Origin of the sequence: Halpernia humi (genome assembly GCF_900108025.1) — a bacterium.
Taxonomy (GTDB): Bacteria; Bacteroidota; Bacteroidia; order Flavobacteriales; family Weeksellaceae; genus Halpernia; species Halpernia humi.
The window spans coordinates 71,815-89,987 of sequence record NZ_FNUS01000001.1 but is presented as its reverse complement, the minus strand read 5'-3'; the positions used below and the strand labels follow the sequence as shown (position 1 = coordinate 89,987).

The 18,173-nt window shown below is 32.9% G+C and carries 16 protein-coding genes; 8 read left to right on the top strand and 8 right to left on the bottom strand.

The genetic code is table 11. The features are described from left to right. Positions 1-43 precede the first annotated feature (43 nt). Both C4S29_RS00470 and C4S29_RS00460 read left to right on the top strand, forming a co-directional pair. Complete coding sequence (locus C4S29_RS00470) at positions 44-2,191, top strand: endonuclease MutS2 (RefSeq protein WP_103912163.1); 2,148 nt, start codon at positions 44-46, stop codon at positions 2,189-2,191. Between the two features lie 362 nt (positions 2,192-2,553). Then, positions 2,554-3,204, top strand: coding sequence for an ATP-binding cassette domain-containing protein (locus C4S29_RS00460; RefSeq protein WP_103912161.1), 651 nt, complete (start codon positions 2,554-2,556; stop codon positions 3,202-3,204). Positions 3,205-3,419: 215 nt separating this feature from the next. Here C4S29_RS00460 and C4S29_RS00455 read toward each other — a convergent pair whose 3' ends face one another. From C4S29_RS00455 to C4S29_RS00425, 7 genes are all read right to left on the bottom strand, one after another. After that, the gene (locus tag C4S29_RS00455) at positions 3,420-4,706 is read right to left on the bottom strand and encodes a glycosyltransferase family protein (RefSeq protein ID WP_103912160.1); all 1,287 of its coding nucleotides are present in this window, start codon (positions 4,704-4,706) and stop codon (positions 3,420-3,422) included. Between the two features lie 146 nt (positions 4,707-4,852). Next, the gene (locus tag C4S29_RS00450; RefSeq protein ID WP_103912159.1) at positions 4,853-5,521 is read right to left on the bottom strand and encodes a hypothetical protein; all 669 of its coding nucleotides are present in this window, start codon (positions 5,519-5,521) and stop codon (positions 4,853-4,855) included. A 141-nt stretch (positions 5,522-5,662) separates the two neighbouring features. Continuing rightward, positions 5,663-8,224 carry a YfhO family protein gene (locus C4S29_RS00445; protein ID WP_449404590.1) on the bottom strand — a complete coding sequence of 854 codons (2,562 nt, stop codon included), beginning with the start codon at positions 8,222-8,224 and terminating at the stop codon, positions 5,663-5,665. A gap of 16 nt (positions 8,225-8,240) precedes the next feature. Beyond that, positions 8,241-8,471 carry a hypothetical protein gene (locus C4S29_RS00440; RefSeq protein ID WP_103912157.1) on the bottom strand — a complete coding sequence of 77 codons (231 nt, stop codon included), beginning with the start codon at positions 8,469-8,471 and terminating at the stop codon, positions 8,241-8,243. A 22-nt stretch (positions 8,472-8,493) separates the two neighbouring features. Beyond that, positions 8,494-9,552 carry a DUF6263 family protein gene (locus C4S29_RS00435; protein WP_103912156.1) on the bottom strand — a complete coding sequence of 353 codons (1,059 nt, stop codon included), beginning with the start codon at positions 9,550-9,552 and terminating at the stop codon, positions 8,494-8,496. Positions 9,553-9,668: 116 nt separating this feature from the next. Further along, positions 9,669-10,415, bottom strand: coding sequence for a 23S rRNA (guanosine(2251)-2'-O)-methyltransferase RlmB (gene rlmB, locus C4S29_RS00430; RefSeq protein WP_103912155.1), 747 nt, complete (start codon positions 10,413-10,415; stop codon positions 9,669-9,671). Between the two features lie 27 nt (positions 10,416-10,442). After that, positions 10,443-10,913: a DinB family protein gene (locus tag C4S29_RS00425; protein ID WP_103912154.1), complete on the bottom strand. Its 471-nt coding sequence runs from the start codon at positions 10,911-10,913 to the stop codon at positions 10,443-10,445. A gap of 228 nt (positions 10,914-11,141) precedes the next feature. Here C4S29_RS00425 and C4S29_RS00420 point away from each other — a divergent pair, with 228 nt between their 5' ends. From C4S29_RS00420 to pheA, 6 genes are all read left to right on the top strand, one after another. Further along, on the top strand, positions 11,142-12,146 hold the full coding sequence (locus C4S29_RS00420) for an AAA family ATPase (RefSeq protein ID WP_103912153.1): 1,005 nt from the start codon (positions 11,142-11,144) through the stop codon (positions 12,144-12,146). 252 nt (positions 12,147-12,398) lie between these two features. Beyond that, positions 12,399-13,262, top strand: coding sequence for a DUF58 domain-containing protein (locus C4S29_RS00415; protein ID WP_103912152.1), 864 nt, complete (start codon positions 12,399-12,401; stop codon positions 13,260-13,262). A 5-nt stretch (positions 13,263-13,267) separates the two neighbouring features. After that, entirely contained in the window at positions 13,268-14,164 is an 897-nt protein-coding gene (locus tag C4S29_RS00410) for a BatD family protein (protein WP_103912151.1), read from the top strand. Then, complete coding sequence (locus C4S29_RS00405; protein WP_103912150.1) at positions 14,157-15,155, top strand: VWA domain-containing protein; 999 nt, start codon at positions 14,157-14,159, stop codon at positions 15,153-15,155. The genes C4S29_RS00410 and C4S29_RS00405 overlap by 8 nt, the downstream gene beginning before the upstream one ends. Positions 15,156-15,256: 101 nt before the next feature. Continuing rightward, entirely contained in the window at positions 15,257-15,859 is a 603-nt protein-coding gene (locus C4S29_RS00400) for a DUF2911 domain-containing protein (protein ID WP_103912149.1), read from the top strand. 60 nt (positions 15,860-15,919) lie between these two features. Continuing rightward, entirely contained in the window at positions 15,920-16,756 is an 837-nt protein-coding gene (pheA, locus tag C4S29_RS00395; RefSeq protein WP_103912148.1) for a prephenate dehydratase, read from the top strand. Between the two features lie 55 nt (positions 16,757-16,811). Here pheA and C4S29_RS00390 read toward each other — a convergent pair whose 3' ends face one another. Further along, positions 16,812-18,092 (bottom strand): replication-associated recombination protein A, encoded by a 1,281-nt coding sequence (locus C4S29_RS00390; RefSeq protein ID WP_103912147.1) that lies wholly within the window; start codon positions 18,090-18,092, stop codon positions 16,812-16,814. Between the last annotated feature and the right edge of the window lie 81 nt (positions 18,093-18,173).

Here is an 18,173-nt window from a genome sequence, read left to right as displayed (position 1 = left end):
AAATTAAGCAATTTTAAAATTCTCAAATTAATTATCTTTGCACGTGCATATTACCAAAGACCATTTACAGGAATTAGAATTTGATCAACTTTTAGCCGAGATTGCGCCTTTTGCTTTCACGGCCAAAACTGCGCAAAATATTTTAGAAATTAAACCTTTAGATTTTGATGAAGCGCAGATTTCTTTGCAAAAAGTATCGGAATATTTAAGTTCTTTTGAAAGCGAAAATATTATTCCTTTCACTAATTATGACGACATTGAAGCGGAATTAAAACTCATGCACATTGAGAATTTCCGTCTGGAAAATAAAGCCTTCATTCGAATAAAAAATATTACCTCGCAAATTGGAAAACTTCAAAATTTCTTCCCAAAATTAATTGATAATTTTCCAATATTAACGGAGGAAGTTGCTGAATTAGATTTTCAAAAAACGATAATTGATAAAATTGACAAAGTTTTTAACCGTTTTGAAGAAGTTAAAAGTGATGCTTCACCGCTTTTAAAATCTTTAAGAATTGAAATTAATCACGCTAAAAAAGCCATTCAGCAGAATTTTAGCAAAGCATTATCTTCCTTTGCAGGCACTGATTTTTTGGATGATATTAAAGAAACCGTCATTGATGACCAACGCGTTTTGGCCGTAAAATCTGCCTACAAAAAACGAATTGCCGGCAGGGTTTTGGGCGTTTCAAAAACAGGTTCAATCACATTTTTGCAACCCGAATCTGTCGTTAAACATTACTTTAAATTAAGAGAAAGTGAAGACGAAGAAAAAAAAGAAATTGATAAAATTTTACGGAAATTAACCGCAGAAATTTCTGAATTTTTCCCGCAACTTACCACTTATCAAAACTATATTTTTGATTTAGATATCGTTCGCGCAAAAGCAAAATTTGCCGAAAAAATAAATGGTGTTTTACCAAAAATCAACAAATTTCAAACGATGCGTTTGGTGAACGCGTTTCATCCTTTGCTTTGGCTAAGCAATCAGGAAGAGAAAAAAGAAATTTTTCCGCAGACTTTAACTTTTACCGAACACAAAAGAATTATCTGCATTTCTGGTCCAAATGCGGGCGGAAAATCCATCACTTTAAAGACGGTTGGTTTACTTCAATTAATGATTCAATCTGGAATTTTAGTTCCCGTTCATCCGAAAAGTGAGATGTTTTTCTTTGATAAAATTATGACCGATATTGGTGACAATCAATCTATTGAAAACCATTTGTCCACTTATTCTTCTCGCCTAAAAAAAATGGGCGAAATGATTAAAAAAACGGATGAAAATACGCTGCTTTTAATCGATGAATTTGGAACTGGTTCTGATCCGGAACTCGGTGGCGCATTGGCTGAAGCATTTTTAGAATTTTTCTATGACAAAAAAAGTTTCGCAATTATCACAACGCATTACACCAACATAAAATTAGTTGTAGAACAATTGCCGAACGCGCAAAATGCCGCTATGCTTTTTGACGAAAATACTTTGTTGCCTTTGTATAAACTGGAAATCGGACAAGCCGGAAGTTCGTTTACATTTGAAGTGGCGCAAAAAAATAAAATTCCGAAATTTATTTTAGATTCTGCGCGCTCGAAAGTGGAACACGATATCGTGAATTTAGATAAAACCATCGTGAAACTTCAGCAGGAAAAATTTGAAGTAGAAAAATTAAAAACCAATCTTACCGAGCAAAAAGATTCTGCCCAAAATAAGAAAGAAAATCTGCAAAAATTAAACGAGCAATTAGAACAAAAACTCTTTAATTTCCAGAAATTATATGAAGACGAACACCGAAAATTGCAATTTGGAAACAAGGTAGAAACCTTTATAGAAGCATACGCCAAAGGGAAATCCCGAAAAGATGTGGTGAAAGATTTTGTTAAAATTTTAGAACAAGAGAAATTTCGCAGATTAGGTGGTGATAAAAACGAAACAAAAAAGTTGAAAGTCGTAAAAAGAAAAATCACGCAGGAATTAAAAAAAGTGGATGTTCAAGAAAAGATCGAGGAAACCAACACCAAAATTGAAGAAAAAAAATCTACAGAACGCGCCGTTTGGATGAAAATCGGACAACGCGTTCGCATAAAAGGTTCAGCAAGTGTGGGAACTATTGAACAGATTTCAAAAAATAAAGTGACGATAAATTATGGCAGTTTTAAAACGCAAATTTCTGGTGATGAATTGGAACGGGTTTAATTAAGAACTAAGATTTTAGAGGCAAGAATCAAGATTTTCAAAACTTTTAAAACGCAGATTTCGGGTGATAAACTAGTTTGGTTTTAAATGAAATAAATAATGAAAAAAGTGCTTGTATTTTGGTATTTTTACTACCCTATTTTAATTCCATCAATTATATTCTCCATTATAATTGCAGGTTTAACTGGTTTTAATCTTCAAAATTTTTCCCGTTCATTTTTTCTTTTAGTTCCTCTTTTTCATTTTATCATTTACGAAATTCTATATAAAAATGAATATCATTTTTATAATAATTTTGGCTTTAGTAGAGTTAATCTTTGGGTTCTAACTTGCACGCCACCAACTCTTTTATTTTATTTTTCATGAAATTACAAGTTGATAGTATTGAAAAACATTTCGGAAACCATAAAATTTTGTCTGATATTTATCTTTCTTGTGAAAAAGGTGAAGTCGTAGGAATTCTTGGGAGAAATGGTTGTGGCAAAACCACACTTTTAGAAATTATTTTTGGTTCTTTAAAAGCAGAAAACAAATTTGTAAAAGTTGGAACAAAAATTATAAAAGCAATTTCTGACAATAAAAATTTAATTCATCTTTTGCCACAACAAAGTTTTTTACCTCGGCATATTTCCATCGAAAATCTCATCAACGTTTTTTGCGATAATGAAAATGCTCAAGTTTTATTGGAAAATAGATTGATAAAACCGCATCTAAAAGCAAAATTTTCGCAACTTTCTGGCGGAGAATTACGGTTGATAGAAATTTTAATGGTAATTTATTCCGATTGCAAATTTGCAATTTTAGATGAACCTTTTGCTTCACTTTCACCAAAATTTATAGATATTGTAAAAGACGAAATCTTGAAAAGCAGAAAAGATAAAGGTATAATTCTGACAGACCATAACTACAAAAATGTAATGACAATTTCGGATAAAATTTATTTAATTAAAGATAGCGCGACAAAAATAATTAAATCAGAAGAAGACTTGCGTTTTTTTGGATATTTAAAATAGTTAAAGTTCCAATTTGAACCAAATTTTTGTTAAATTTCAGCGCTTTTAAAACGTATATTTCGGGTGATGAATTGGAACTGGTTTAATTAAGAACCAAGATTTTAGAGACAAGAATCAAGATTTTAAAAACTTTTTTGTTTCTCGCAGATTTTTAAATATTGCGAATATTGATTTGCGCTCATTGCGAAAAACTTTGCGGTCATTGCGTGAAAAATTTACTTTTCTAAAACTTCAACCAATTTTTTAGTTAAAATTCTGCGTGAATATTGAGAAATATTTCTTTCAATTAATGAAGTTTCGCCACGCTTCCACTCTTCGTATTTTTCTAAAATAAATTGCTTTAAATTTTCAGAATCCTCAAAAGAAAAATGTTTCCCAGAATTGGTTTCATTCAATATTTTTTCAACATCGGCGTTTTTGGGCCCGAAACTTAAGATCGTATTTCCGGTTTGTAAATACTCAAACAATTTCCCGGGAATAATGCCTTTTGATTTTTCTTCAGGGAAATTGGTAATCAACAACAAATCTGATTGTTGCATTTCCAAATTAGATTCTTCGTGAGATAAATAACCTACATTTTTGATAGAATTTTTTAAAGTAGAATTTTCCAATTTATTTAAAATCAAATCATCAATTTTTCCCACAAACTTTAACTCAAAATCATTTGAAAACTCTCGATTTTCAGCAATTAAATCTTTTAAAACTTGCCATAAATTTTCAGGATTTCGCAATTGTTCTAAAACGCCAATATAACTTAAAGTGAATTTTTCAGTTTCAACCTCAACCTCAACCTCCATCTTATCAAAACCATTCGTAATGCAAATTGCATTTGCTCCTTTTCTTCTAAAATTTTCAGCATCTGCGAAACTTGTAGCCAAAGTTATATCTGCATTTTGAAAGACTTTCTGTTCTAAATTTTTGTGCTTTTTATCCGCAGAATTTGTCAGTTTTAAATGTTTATAATAGGAAATTTCCGTCCACGGATCGCGGAAATCTGCAATCCATTTCAAATTCGGAAATTCTTTTTTTAAACCTAAACCAATCAAATGCATAGAATGCGGCGGTCCAGTTGTGACGATTGCATCGAAATGATTTTCCGCTAAATATTTTTTTAAATAATTAATGGAAGGCTTTACCCAAAAAACACGCGCATCTGGAATGAAAAAATTCCCACGAACGAAAATTGATAATTTTGATTTCCAAGTTTGGTTTTCTTTCACATCAAACTGCCCTGCTTTGAACTTTTTATTGTCTTTTCCAAATTTTTCTGCCAGTTGATAAGGTTCCCAAATTTTGGTTTTAATAATTTCTAAATCTGGTGAAACTTCGTTTTCAAGACTTTTATCAATAATCGGATAACTTGGATTTTCGGGAATAAAAAGCGTTGGTTTCCAACCAAATTCTGGTAAATATTTTGTGAATTTCAACCACCGCTGAACTCCGGGTCCACCTGCAGGCGGCCAATAATAGGAAATTATTAATATTTTTTTTGATTGATTCATTAATTTCTACCGCAAAAGTGGCAAAGTTTTTCTTTTATTATTTCTCAAAAGTTAGCAAAAGCAAAAATTATAACTCTAATTCGTCAAAATATTTATTAATAAAAGTTTCCTGACCTAAATGATTAATATTTTTTGATTGGTCAAAATTATAATTGAGCGTTGTAAATAAGTTTAGATTTTTCAATTTGAAGTTTATCAGAAAAAATATCTTGAATTGCATTTCTAATTTCATTTGGATTAAATGTTTTTGCAACACTACGAGAATTTGCATAATTCTCTTTCAAAATTAAATATGATAATTCTTTTATATTTTTAACTTTAAAAGTATTGGCTTTTAAAAATTCTGAAAGTAGTAAGCCAATTACAAAAATAATTGCGCCATTAAAAAAATTAAAGAAAAATACGACAATTGAAATAGTAAAAACAGAAATAAGAACTATTTGCGAAATATTGTCCAATATTAAAATATTTCCACTAAAATTCAATAACTTCTGCATTTTTGAAACATTTTGTCTTCTATTATTTAATGGGAATATTTCATTAAGTGAAGTTTTAGGGTTTATATTTTCAGATTTAAAATTAAAATTTTCTGAAATTATTTTTCTTAATTTATAAAATATTTGCTGTGAAGTGCAATCAAAATTTTCATCGCCTTCCATTTTTTGAATTACATAGTCTTGAAATTCGCCAAAGGTTTTTATATGCCCAAGTTCGTTTTCTTCAAAATTTATATTAAAACTTTTCTCAATATCTGTAATTACCTCTTCAACATCTAATACATCATAACTTGCTAATATTTTCACTTCACTATTCATAATTTAAAAAATACTCAATTTAACATTAACAAATTCATTTCTTTTATGCCTTGTCAAGGTTTAAAACCTTGACAAGGATAATTCAAAAAACAAATTGAATATATCATTCATTTTATTTCGCTCATAGGGTTTCACCCTATGCTATTTTATTTCGCCACTTCGTGGCTCTCTTTTACGGTAAACAAAATAAATTCCCAAACCGCTTAAAATTAAAAATATTAAAAGAGAAATCAATGAAATAATTTTTCCAGTTGCGATTACTTTAGGTTCAAAAACCATTTGCACTGTGTGATTTCCTGCGGGAACATAAACGGCGCGCAACAAATAATCGGCTTTTATGTAAGGAACTTCTACGTCATCAATAAACATTTTCCAACCTTCAGGATAATAAATTTCGGAAAAAACAGCGAGTTGCGGCGTTTTAGATTGAGTTTTATATTCCAAAGAATTCGGTTGGTATTTTGTTAAATTAATAATTGCTGTAGAATCTTTTGCTAAATTTTTTCCATCAAAATAATTTTTATCCGAGTCTGAAATTACTGCTGTTTTTTTAGAATCTATTTCGCCAAGAGAATTGAGTTCTTCGTTTGGTGTTTTTACAAATTTTAGGTTGGAAACAAACCATGCATTTCCGTTGCTTTCAGGATTTGGAACGGCTTGTGGCTTTTCTGGCGTGCCCAAAACCAAATATTTTGCATCTAATAAATTTAAAATTTTTGGCGTTTTTATAGAGTCTAAAGTAGAAAAATAGGCATTAATTAAATCATCATATCGCCGTAATTTTACCGCGTGATAGCCGCCGATGGAAGATTTAAAATAAGACGTGTTGGTCTCACTAAAAGTGCCTAAAATATTATTAAAAATTCGGTAATGCGTTTTGTCTTTATCTGCAATGGTTTCCAAAGTTTTGTTGACGTTAACATTGTTTAATAAAGATTTTAAATTTTGATTATCGCCCACTTTATCAATCAACAAATCTGAGGTTTCGGTTTGGAAAGGTTGCAAAGCAAAAGTTTTATCCACAAAATTATCATTGTTTAAATAGCGTTTATTAACCGTCCAAAGATCAAATAAACTGATTAATCCAATCATAATTAAAGCCAAATTTTGCGATAATTTTTTCTTTAAACTTAAATAAAGAACTGCTGCGGTAAGCGCTACATAAAGAATGGCTTTCAAGGCATCAATTTGGAAAACTTTATAACGCGCATCTACCAAATAGTCCATCAAATAAGGCGGCAAATAGGTTTTTTCAATATCTGTATGAAAACCGAGAAGGCTTTTCCCAAAAAGTAATAATATTAGAGTAATGCCCAAAACTGCAGAACTTACGTATATCAAAATTTTCTGCTTGTATTCTGCTGTCAAAATATTTTCTTCAGAAGTTTCTATCTTTTCATCAGAATTAAAAAAGCGATAAAGCCCGATGATTGCTATCAATGGAAACAATAATTCTACAACGACTAAAATAGAACTCGGTGCGCGAAATTTATTGTAAAACGGTACAAAATCGATAAAAAAGTTTGAGACAAACATAAAATTGCTTCCCCAGGCTAAAAATATGGTGAGAACGGATGCGGCAAAAATCCAATATTTGTATTTCTTCCATGCGAAGAAAAAGCCTAAAATTGCAAGAAAAATGACAACTGCGCCTTGATAAGCCGGCCCTGAAGTTCCCGGTTGGTCGCCCCAATAAGTAGGACTTTGCAGCGCTTTTACAATATTATTAACTTCCTCTTGTGACGTTGCATTATTCCGAACCAACTCCTGAATATCGCCCATCATTTTTTCCGAACCTTCTTCCTGACTTCCGCCGCCCATCAAACGCGGAATAAATAAATTTAAAGTTTCAAGTTTGCCGTAACTCCACATCAGCATACTTTCTTTGTCCATCCCAGATTTTCCGTTTGCTTGGTTTTCGCTATTCAAAATCTGTTTTCCACGCACGGTTTCTTTGATGTATTCTGAATTTGCCATAATCCTTTGCGAATTCATCCCGATTCCCAAAGTGAAAGCAACGGCCAAAATTCCTGTGGAAATCCCAAAATGTTTCCAAGAAATTTTCTTTAAAATCGCCCGTAAAAATTCCGATAAAAATAAAAATCCTAGCGCTATAAAGAAATAGTAAGTCATCTGCGGATGGTTTGCAAAAATTTGCAAAGCCATGAAAAAAGTAGTCACAATAAAACCAAGCACATATTTTTTTCTTACATAAACGAGTAAAACACCTGCTAAAAGTGGTGCAAAATAAGCCACTGTGTGTATTTTACCGTTATGTCCGGCAGCCAAAGCGATATAAAAATAAGTAGATAATCCGAAAAAAGTAGCACCCAAAAGTGCATATTTCCAATTTCTAACCACCACTAATCCCAAAAGAAAAAAGCCAGAAAATAGAAGAAATAAATAATTGGCTGGTTTCGGCAAAAGCATAAAAAAATCATCCACGCTGCGGATTAAATCGCCACGAAACTGGGCGCCCATTTGGTAAGTCGGCATTCCGCCAAACATAGAATCGCTCCAATAGGTTTCTTTTCCGTTGTTGGCTCTGAAATCTAATAATTCTTTTGCGCCGCCACGGTATTGCACAATATCATGTTGAAAAAGTTGCTTGCCGTTTAGAACTGGATTTGCGTAAACAATGGCCAAGATTACAAATACAAGTAAACTGGCAGCAATGAAAATATAATTTTTGTTTTTCAGCATTATTTTGCAGAATTTATTAAGATTGATCTTTGGGTTCTTTCACTTCTTCAAAATCCACAGTTTCAGCGTCCCAATGCACTTTTTGATTGATATTTGAACCTTGTGGATTTTTCACAGTTGTATCATTTTGAGGATTTTTCTGCTGAAAATTTTTCATTAAAGATGTGAAAAATAAATTTTTAATTATTTTCCAAACGTAAGAAATGATGATGATGGCAAGTATTAAACTTAAAATATCTTTAAACATATCAAGTATAAAAAAATTACAATTATTTATTTGAAGGATTTATAATTACAGACGACGTAGATTTACTGGTCATCGACTGCGATTTTTTACCGTCAGAAATGCTTTCTTTTTGCGTCGTATTTACGCCTATGTTTTGGCTTTTAATCCACCCAGAATTTTGGTCAAATTTTATAGTTCCATTTTGCGACAATTCTGTGCTCATCGAATGCGTAACGCCATTTTGAGATTTTTTATCCGATTTTGTAGGAATCCCACCTTTTACAGAAATTTCAACAACACCATTTTTTACATTTTTTAAAGTGTAATTGGTGGTCAATTTTACTTTTCCATCCGGTGAAGCATTTTCTGAAACCGACCAATTTTCGCCAATTTTCACACCTTTTGCAGGGAAAAACGACAGATTTTTGCTGAATTGATCTTTCAACATTTTCTCATCAAAATTTTGTTTAAAATTTTCTAGAAAACCTTGTCGCGTTTTTTCATCTTTAATGATTGACGCCGCGGCAGCATTCACTTTTTTATAAACAGCATCAAAACCAGTGATAGAAATGACTTTGCCGTTTTTATTCATTTTCATATCGAGCTTGTTTCCCACCAAAGCCTTATTAATAGTCCACATTGTTTTCAATTGTTCGTCTTTTGGTGCGGCTTGTTTCGTATCAACCACCGTCGTTTTTCCATTGCTAGATTGCGAATTTCTTTTGCTGATTAAATTAATTGAAATATCGTAAATATTATTTTTAAAATCATTAACTGTAAAAGACATTTCGTCTGTTGCTTCGCTTGTTCCACTCGCTTTTTTACCAGTTGGATCGGTAACTTCTTGCAAATCTTTTTGGTAGGTAACGAAGGGATAGGTTTTGCCTTTTTCTAAAAGAAATGTGTGTTTATAAATTCCTGCGGAATCTTTTATGGCGAAATTTTCTGTTTTTACTTGTGTCGTTTTTGCAGAATCAACCACCGGAACTTCTACCGTTATGGTTTTTCCTGTGGCTGGATCTACTTTTGTAACTTTTTTTGTTTCTTTTTTGCAAGAAACGATTGTTAAAGAAATAAGCGCAATGGCTAAAATATTTTTCATAAAGTTTTGTCTAATTTTCTTGTATTTTTTTATCGCAAATCTCTTAAGTTTAATATCATTTAGAATTTTGCTAAAAAGGGTTCCGATAAATCTATTTAATTTTTTTTTAATTAAAGTTAAGCAATGGTTAATTTTTGGCGAACGGCTTCGTACAAAATTGCGCCACAAGCCACAGAAACATTCAAAGATTGGGTTTTACCTTGCAGTGGTAATTTAATTTTCTCATCAGAATGGTGCAAAACTTCTTTTGAAATTCCTGTTTCTTCGTTGCCCATTACAATTAATGAAGGGCCTGAAAAATCAACCTCGTAAATTAATTTTTGTGCTTTTTCAGTTGCTGCAAAAACCTGAACACCCGATTGTTGAAGAAAATCTACCGTATGTGCCAAATTTTTTTCTTTACAAATTTTAATATTATAAAGCGCGCCAGCTGAAGTTTTTATGGCGTCAGAATTTATAGGTGCGCCGCCTTTTTCGGGAATAATTATCGCATCGATTCCCACGCATTCTGCTGTTCTACAAATCGCGCCAAAATTTCTAACATCTGTCAATCTATCGAGCATTAACAAAAAAGGCGTTCTTCCTTCTTCAAAAATTTGCGGCAAAACATTCTCAATATTATAAAACGGAACATCGGAAATAAAAGCGACCACGCCTTGATGGTTTTTACGTGTAAATCGGTTTAATTTTTCCACAGGAACATAATTCGCGCGGATTTTATGTTTTGCCAAAGTGGCTTTTAATTCTGCATAAATTTGCCCTTGCAAAGCATTTTGCAAAAATATTTTGTCAATGGTTTTCCCTGCTTCTAAAGCTTCCATCACAGGTCGCAAACCAAATATAAAATCGTCTTTTTCTTTCATATAATTTCTCTTTGAGAAAGTTTTAAATTAAATTCGTTCCGCTAAAAGCGCTCTTTTTTGGGCCAAAATATAGCCGTAATGCAATGTTTCGTGCAAATTATTAAAAATAATGGCGTCTTGAATACTTTTTAAATCAATACCATAACTCGTGGAATAAGGGGTGTAATCTGGAAAAAAATTATCATCGTAATCTTTCATCAAAATTTTGGAAGTTTCTGTGAGTAAAAATCCCAAATCTTCAATTTCCGACTCTGGAACATCCATATTTGGAAGCGTTCCCTTTTTATAATTTTCTACCCAATACTTATCTATTCTAAAGGGATTTCCGCTTAAATAATAATGCAAGAGTTGCTGTGTTGCAACGCAATGCGCAATATTCCAATAAATATTATTATTAAAACCATCCGGAATTGTGAGCAAATCTTTGTGAGACGTTTCGCGTAATATTTGCAATAAATTATTTCTGGTTTGCCGATGTGCTGAAAAATGATAATTCAATTGATATTATTTTAATCTTCAAAAATACTTCAATTATATGGAATTGCATAAAATTATGCTTGCTATCAAAAAGAGATTAACATATTTTAATAAAAATAGACCGAATCGTCTAAAATTGAATCCATTTTAGTAGATTTTTTTTAACAAAGTTTAACTCAAAATTAGCATTAAATAGTTTGATAATGCCCAATTTTGTAGGAAATTTACCCATTATTTTATAATGCAATTATGGCAGAATTACAGCAAGCAGAAGATATTAAACTTTTAATGGAAAAAGTGAAAGAGCAAAATATTTATTTTTCACTTTTAAAACAAGAAATCAACCGCGCCATTATCGGGCAGGAATATATGATAGATCGTTTGCTCATCGGACTTTTGGGCAATGGACACGTTCTTTTGGAAGGCGTTCCTGGTTTGGCAAAAACTTTGGCAATTAAAACTTTAGCTGAAGCCGTACATGGAAAATTTTCTAGAATACAATTTACGCCAGATTTGCTTCCTGCAGATGTAATCGGGACGCAGATTTACAGTGTAAAAGACAATGATTTTTCTATAAAAAAAGGGCCTGTTTTTGCGAATTTCGTTTTGGCAGATGAAATCAACAGAGCGCCAGCAAAAGTGCAATCGGCTTTATTGGAAGTGATGCAAGAAAAACAAGTCACGATTGGCGATGAAACCATGTATTTGCCGAAACCTTTTTTAGTTTTAGCCACGCAAAACCCGATCGATCAGGAAGGAACATACCTTTTGCCGGAAGCGCAAAGTGATCGTTTTATGCTAAAATGCACGATTGATTATCCAGATTTTGAAGCCGAAAGAAAGATTATGCGCATGATTTCTACACAAGATATTCCGCAAATAAAACCCGTGATATCTTTGGAACAAATAAATGACGCGAAATTAATTATTAACCAAATCTATTTGGACGAAAAAATAGAAAAATATATTTTAGATATGGTTTTTGCCACAAGATATCCAGAAAAATATGGAATGTCGGATCTAAAAAATTATATCAGTTTTGGTGCTTCGCCACGGGCATCCATAAATTTAGCAGTTGCTTCTCGCGCGTTTGCGTTTATTAAAGGTCGTGCATTTGTAATTCCTGAAGATGTGAAGGAAATTGCGAAAGATGTTTTAAGACATAGAATTGGATTGAGTTTTGAAGCGGAAGCAGAGAATGTTTCAGCAGACGATATTGTTGAGAAAATTTTGGGAAAAGTTCAGGCACCGTAGTTTGAGTGATTGGGTTTCTAAGTTATTGAGGTTTTGTATTTTTTTAAACCTCATAGGTTTTTAAAAACCTATGAGGTTTGGTAAAGTTTAAAATTTCTCACAATGACATGTGAACAGATAAAATAAACCTGATTTTTAGCCCTGATTGAAGTGGAAATCCTTTTTTGAAAAAAAAGATTGCAACGGAAAGCAGGACTAATCTTCAAACAAATAAATAAACGACTTGCTCCTAAAAAATTTTAGTAATAAAAAATGGACGTAAAAGATATTATAAAAAAAGTAAAGCAAATTGAAATCCGGACGCGGCGGCGAACGGAAGCAACGCTTATGGGGCAATATCACAGCGCTTTTAAAGGCCAAGGAATGACGTTTTCTGAAGTGCGACCTTACCAAGATGGCGACGAAATCCGCAGAATGGATTGGAATAAAACTGCGCGTTTCCGAGAACCTTTCGTGAAAGTGATGGAAGAAGAACGGGAACTGACGATGATGATTTTGGTGGATATTTCGGCTTCTATGAATTATGGAACCAAAAATGCCTTGAAGAAAGAATTTGTAACAGAAATTGCAGCGAGTTTGGGATTTTCGGCCGCCGGAAATAATGATAAAGTGGGTTTAATTTTATTTGCCGATAAAGTGTATAAAGTAATTCCGCCAAAGAAAGGCAGAAAACATATTTTGGCGATTTTAAGTTCTATTTTTAGCGAAGAATATATTGCATCAGAAAGTAAAATAGATGTTGCGCTGGATTATCTGATGAATGTTTTTAAGAAAAAAACGCTTGTTTTTTTGTTTTCAGATTTTGAAGACGCATACAACGAAAAGATTTTAAAAGTGGCTGCAAAGAAAAATCAACTCTTGGCGTTGCGCATTTACGACGAAAAAGATGAGCAAATTCCAGATGTTGGTTTTGCACATTTTAGCGATGTAGAAACGGGCGAAAAAATTTGGGTAAATACATCGAGCGCGCGCTGGCGCTATGATTTTGCAGAGAAACAAAAACAAAAAATACGACATATTAAAGAGAATTTCGAGAATGCTTCGGCTGCTTTTTTAAGCATCAATACTTCTGAAGATTATTCTAAAATTTTATACCAATATTTCCAAAGAAAGTAAATCCATTGAAAAAAATAGTCTTTTTATTCGTTCTATTAATCGGGGTTTTGGGGTTTTCTCAAATCCTTTCATCTACTTTAAATAAATCTACTTTAGCTTTAGGTGAACCTGCAGTTCTGAAAATAACGATTGATAATTTGCAAGGAAAAGATGTGAAATCTTCGCCTAAAAATGAATTGTTGCCATTTCATTTTGATGTGATAAAAGATGATATTAACAAACAAGCAGATTCTTACTCCCGAACGGTAGAATTTGCGATTTTTGACGAGGGCACTTTTAAGATACCCGAACTTGAATTTAAAATTGGCGATAAAGTTTTTAAAACCATTCCTTATGAAGTGGAAGTGGTGAATACGGCGAAGAAAGACGATCAAATTAGCGACATTATGAATAATAAAACTGTTGATTTGGGATTTAAAGACTATTGGCTGTTGTATAAATTTTATGTTCTTGGAGCAATTGCATTAATCGCATTAATTATTATTATTTATTATTTTATTCGTTACAGCAAACGCGATAAAAACACGCCGAAAGTTATCAGCAATAAAACTCTGAAAGATTTAGAATTATTAAAAAAGAAAAAGTACATTGAAAACGGCAATTATCGGGCTTTTTATGTAGAATTATTAGACATCAGCAGAGATTTTATAACGACACAATATAGAATTCCCGCAGATGTTTTATTGACCGATGATCTTATTGATTTTATGAAAAAAAACAATACCATTTCACCTGAAAATGAAACGGTGATTGAAGATGTGTTTTTACGCGGCGATTTGGTGAAATTTGCGAAAACTTTCCCAGATCAACAGGCAATGGAAAGCGATTTTAAAAATATAAAAGAGGTTGTAAAACGCTCGACGAAAGATATAGAATTTGAAAATTTGAGAAGCGATGTTTAACCTTAATTTCGAATTTTACAGTCCATGGCTGCTGCTATTGTTTTTATTATTTATTCCACTATTAATTCGGGATTTAAGTAAGAAAAAGCAAATCGGTGTAAATGTGCCTTCCATTAAAAATATGAAAGGCAACCAAAGCATAAAGCCTGTTTTGTTTTTCCTAAAAATTTCAAAATATTTAATTTTATCTTGTTTAATAATCGCCATCGCAAGGCCCAGAACTTTCACCATTTCCCAAGACAGAGATGAGAGCAAAGGCATTGATATTATGCTTTCTGTGGACGTTTCTTATAGTATGTTGGCTAAAGATTTGCAACCCGATCGCCTTTCTGCGTTAAAAAAAATCGCCATAGATTTTGTAGATAAACGACCAAATGATAGAATTGGTTTGGTGGAATATGCAGCAGACGCATTTACGAAAGTGCCGCTTACAACCGATCATAACGTGGTGAAACAAGAAATAAATGATTTGAATGGCGCAGACCTCACCCAAGGAACGGCGATTGGAACCGGACTTTCTGTGGCCGTCAATCATTTATTAAAAAGCAAAGCAAAAAGTAAAATTATTATTTTAATGACGGATGGCGTGAGTAATGTGCAAAATGCAATGCCGCCGCAAGTTGCCGCCGAAATCGCAAAAAACAACAATATAAAAGTGTACACAATTGGTATTGGTACTAATGGCTATGCGCTTTTCCCGACGCAAAGAGATATTTTTGGAGAACTCATTTTCACCGAGGAACCCGTACAAATAGATGAATCTGCATTGCGTGATATTGCAAATATGACCGGTGGAAAATATTTCAGAGCCACTTCTACAGATAATTTGGCGCAGGTTTATAATGAAATAAATCAATTAGAAAAATCGGATATCAAAACCTCTAAACTTTATAATTATACGGAATATTTTAGAATTTTTCTATTAATTGCACTTGGCATTTTGGTTATGGATGCGCTTTTGCGATGGGTTTTTTATCGAACGCTCAATTAAATAATTAAAGAGAAAAAACCAATTAAAGTCGAAATTTTACTTTCTACTTTTTACGTTTTACTTTTTACCTAAAAATACTTATCTTTAACCAAATTTAAAATATGAAAAAATTACTATTTTCGCTACTTTTTGCAACGGGTTTATCTTTAACAGCGCAAAATTATTCTCTTCCAGTGGCAAGTCCGCGGCAATCTGTAGAACAACAAATTTCAATTTCAAACATTAAAGTAGATTATGGCAGACCTGCAATGAAAGGTCGCGAAATTTTCGGGAAATTAGTTCCGTTTAACGAGGTTTGGCGTGCGGGCGCAAATTCTTGTACAAAAATTACTTTTGGGCAAGATTTTATGTTTGGTGGAAAATTAGTAAAAGCAGGTACTTACGGCCTTTTTGTGCTACCAACAGCGACGGATTGGACGGTTATTTTAAACAGCGATTCTGAGCAATGGGGCGCGTATAATTTTGATGCTAAAAAAAATGTGGTAGAAACGAAAGTGCCAGTAATAAAAATGGCAAATAAGCAAGAATGGTTTAAAATTGATTTAGATGATTTAACGGACACATCATTAAATCTTATATTTATGTGGGATACAACGAAAGTAAGCGTGCCAATTATGGTGGCGCATCCGGATGAAGTTAGCAAAATTATGGAACAATTAAAAGCCATCAATAAAGTGAAAGCCGACATTGGCAAAATGAAATAAAGTTTTAAATAAAAATTAATTAAAAGCCGTTTATTAAGCGGCTTTTTTTATTTTTGTTTTATGAAAATTGCATATCTCGGCCCAGAAGCCAGTTTTACCCAACTTGCCACGTCACAAATTTTTAATGATGAAAAATTAATTCCGAAATCCAGCATTTTGGATTGTTTCACAGCCGTAAAAAATGGTGACGTAGCAAAAGCAGTCGTTCCTTTAGAAAATTCTATAGAAGGCACAGTTTCTATGACTTTAGATTATTTGTATGATTTTAAAAATATTTCGATTGAAGCCGAAGTCGTCATGCCAATTGCCCACCATCTTTTGCTGAATAAAAATAATTCTGACTTTGATATGATTATTTCTCATCCGCAAGCGTTGGCGCAATGCTTTCATACTTTAGAAAAAAATTATAAAAATAGCGCGCGCAAAGATTTCTCTTCCACCGCTGCGGCTGCGAAACATGTGGCAGAACATCCAGAAAAAAAAATCGCTGCTATTGCAAATTCTTACGCTGCTAAATTGTATGATTTAAAAATTTTAAAGAAAAACATTCACGATTTTGAGCATAATCACACCCGTTTTATTGTAATTTCTTTGGTGAAAAATTCTTTAAAATTAAAACATAAAATTTTGGGAGAAAAAACTTCGCTGATGGTTACTTTGCCAGAAGATCACGCCGGAGGATTACATCAGGTTTTATCTGTATTTGCGTGGCGAAAAATGAATTTATCTAAAATTGAAAGCCGAACACTAAAAACCGGTTTAGGAAATTATTTTTTCTACATTAATGTGGCAAGCGAATGGCACCCAACAATATCTGAAAATGCCTTGGAAGAATTAAAATCAATTGGCGCAGAAGTTCGACTTCTTGGGCATTATGAGGAATATCTTCTGGGATGAAAATTAAAGATTAAAACTATTTATTAATCGTTTATGCGTGCCTAGAGGCGCGTTCCTACAAGTACTTCCCTTTCCATTTTTTTTCTAAATCTTCTTTAATTTTTTTCTCAGTAGAATTATTTCCGGGATTATAAAATTTTGTTCCTGAAATGTCTTCGGGCAAAAACTCGGCTTGAACGAAATTTCCTTCGTAGGAATGCGCATATTGGTAATCTTTGCCATAATCTAAATTCTTCATCAGTTTTGTTGGCGCATTTCGCAAATGAAGTGGCACGGGCAAATTTCCCGATTTTTTAACCAAAGAAATCGCTTCATCAATCGCTTTGTATGTGGAATTACTTTTCGGCGAAACAGCAAGATAAACAGCGCATTCACTCAAAATAATTCTAGATTCTGGGTTTCCAATCACATTTACCGCTTGGAAACAATTATTGGCAATTTGCAAAGCATTTGGATTGGCCAAACCCACATCTTCTGCTGCTAAAATCAACAAGCGCCGTGCAATAAATTTCACATCCTCGCCGCCCACAAGCATTCTCGCTAGCCAATAAACGGCCGCATTGGGATCACTGCCACGAATTGATTTGATAAAAGCGGAAATAATATCATAATGTTGCTCGCCATTTTTATCATAAATCGCCATCGTTTCTTGCAAAACCGAAAGCACATCTTCATTCTTTATTTCTATCTTTTTTGAATTTAAAAATTGACTTAAAACCAATTCAACCGAATTAATTAATTTTCTTGCATCGCCGCCAGAATATTGTATAAAGGCTTCTTTGTCTTTTAAAATAAATTTTTTCTGATGAATTTCATTAAATTTATTTAAAGAAATTTCTGCCAACTCTTCTAATTTTTCATAAGAAAGAGATTTTAAAACATAAACCTGACTTCTGGATAACAGCGCTGAAACCACTTCAAAACTGGGGTTTTCCGTCGTCGCACCAATTAAAACAATCCAACCTTTTTCTACAGCGTGAAGAAGAGAATCTTGTTGAGATTTATTAAAACGGTGAATTTCATCAATAAATAAAATAGGCGATTTACCCGAAAAAAGATTCTGTTTTTTGGCATCTTCAATCACATCGCGCACATCTTTTACACCAGAAGAAACGGCAGATAACTTATAAAATTTTCGCCCAGAATGCTCTGAAATGATTTCTGCTAAAGTCGTTTTGCCAGTTCCCGGCGGTCCCCAAAAAATGAGAGAGTTTAGGGCGTCGTTTTCCAACATTTTCCTAATCGTTCCGGTTTTTCCGGTAAGATGCTCTTGCCCTAAAACCTGATCTAAATTTTTTGGGCGCAATTGTTCGGCAAGTGGCGTGCTAGAATTCATTCGCGGAAGTCTATGAAGATTATAAAATTAAGTTAAAAGTAATTGTAAAAAATCAAATTTAATATAATTTAAACTATTTTT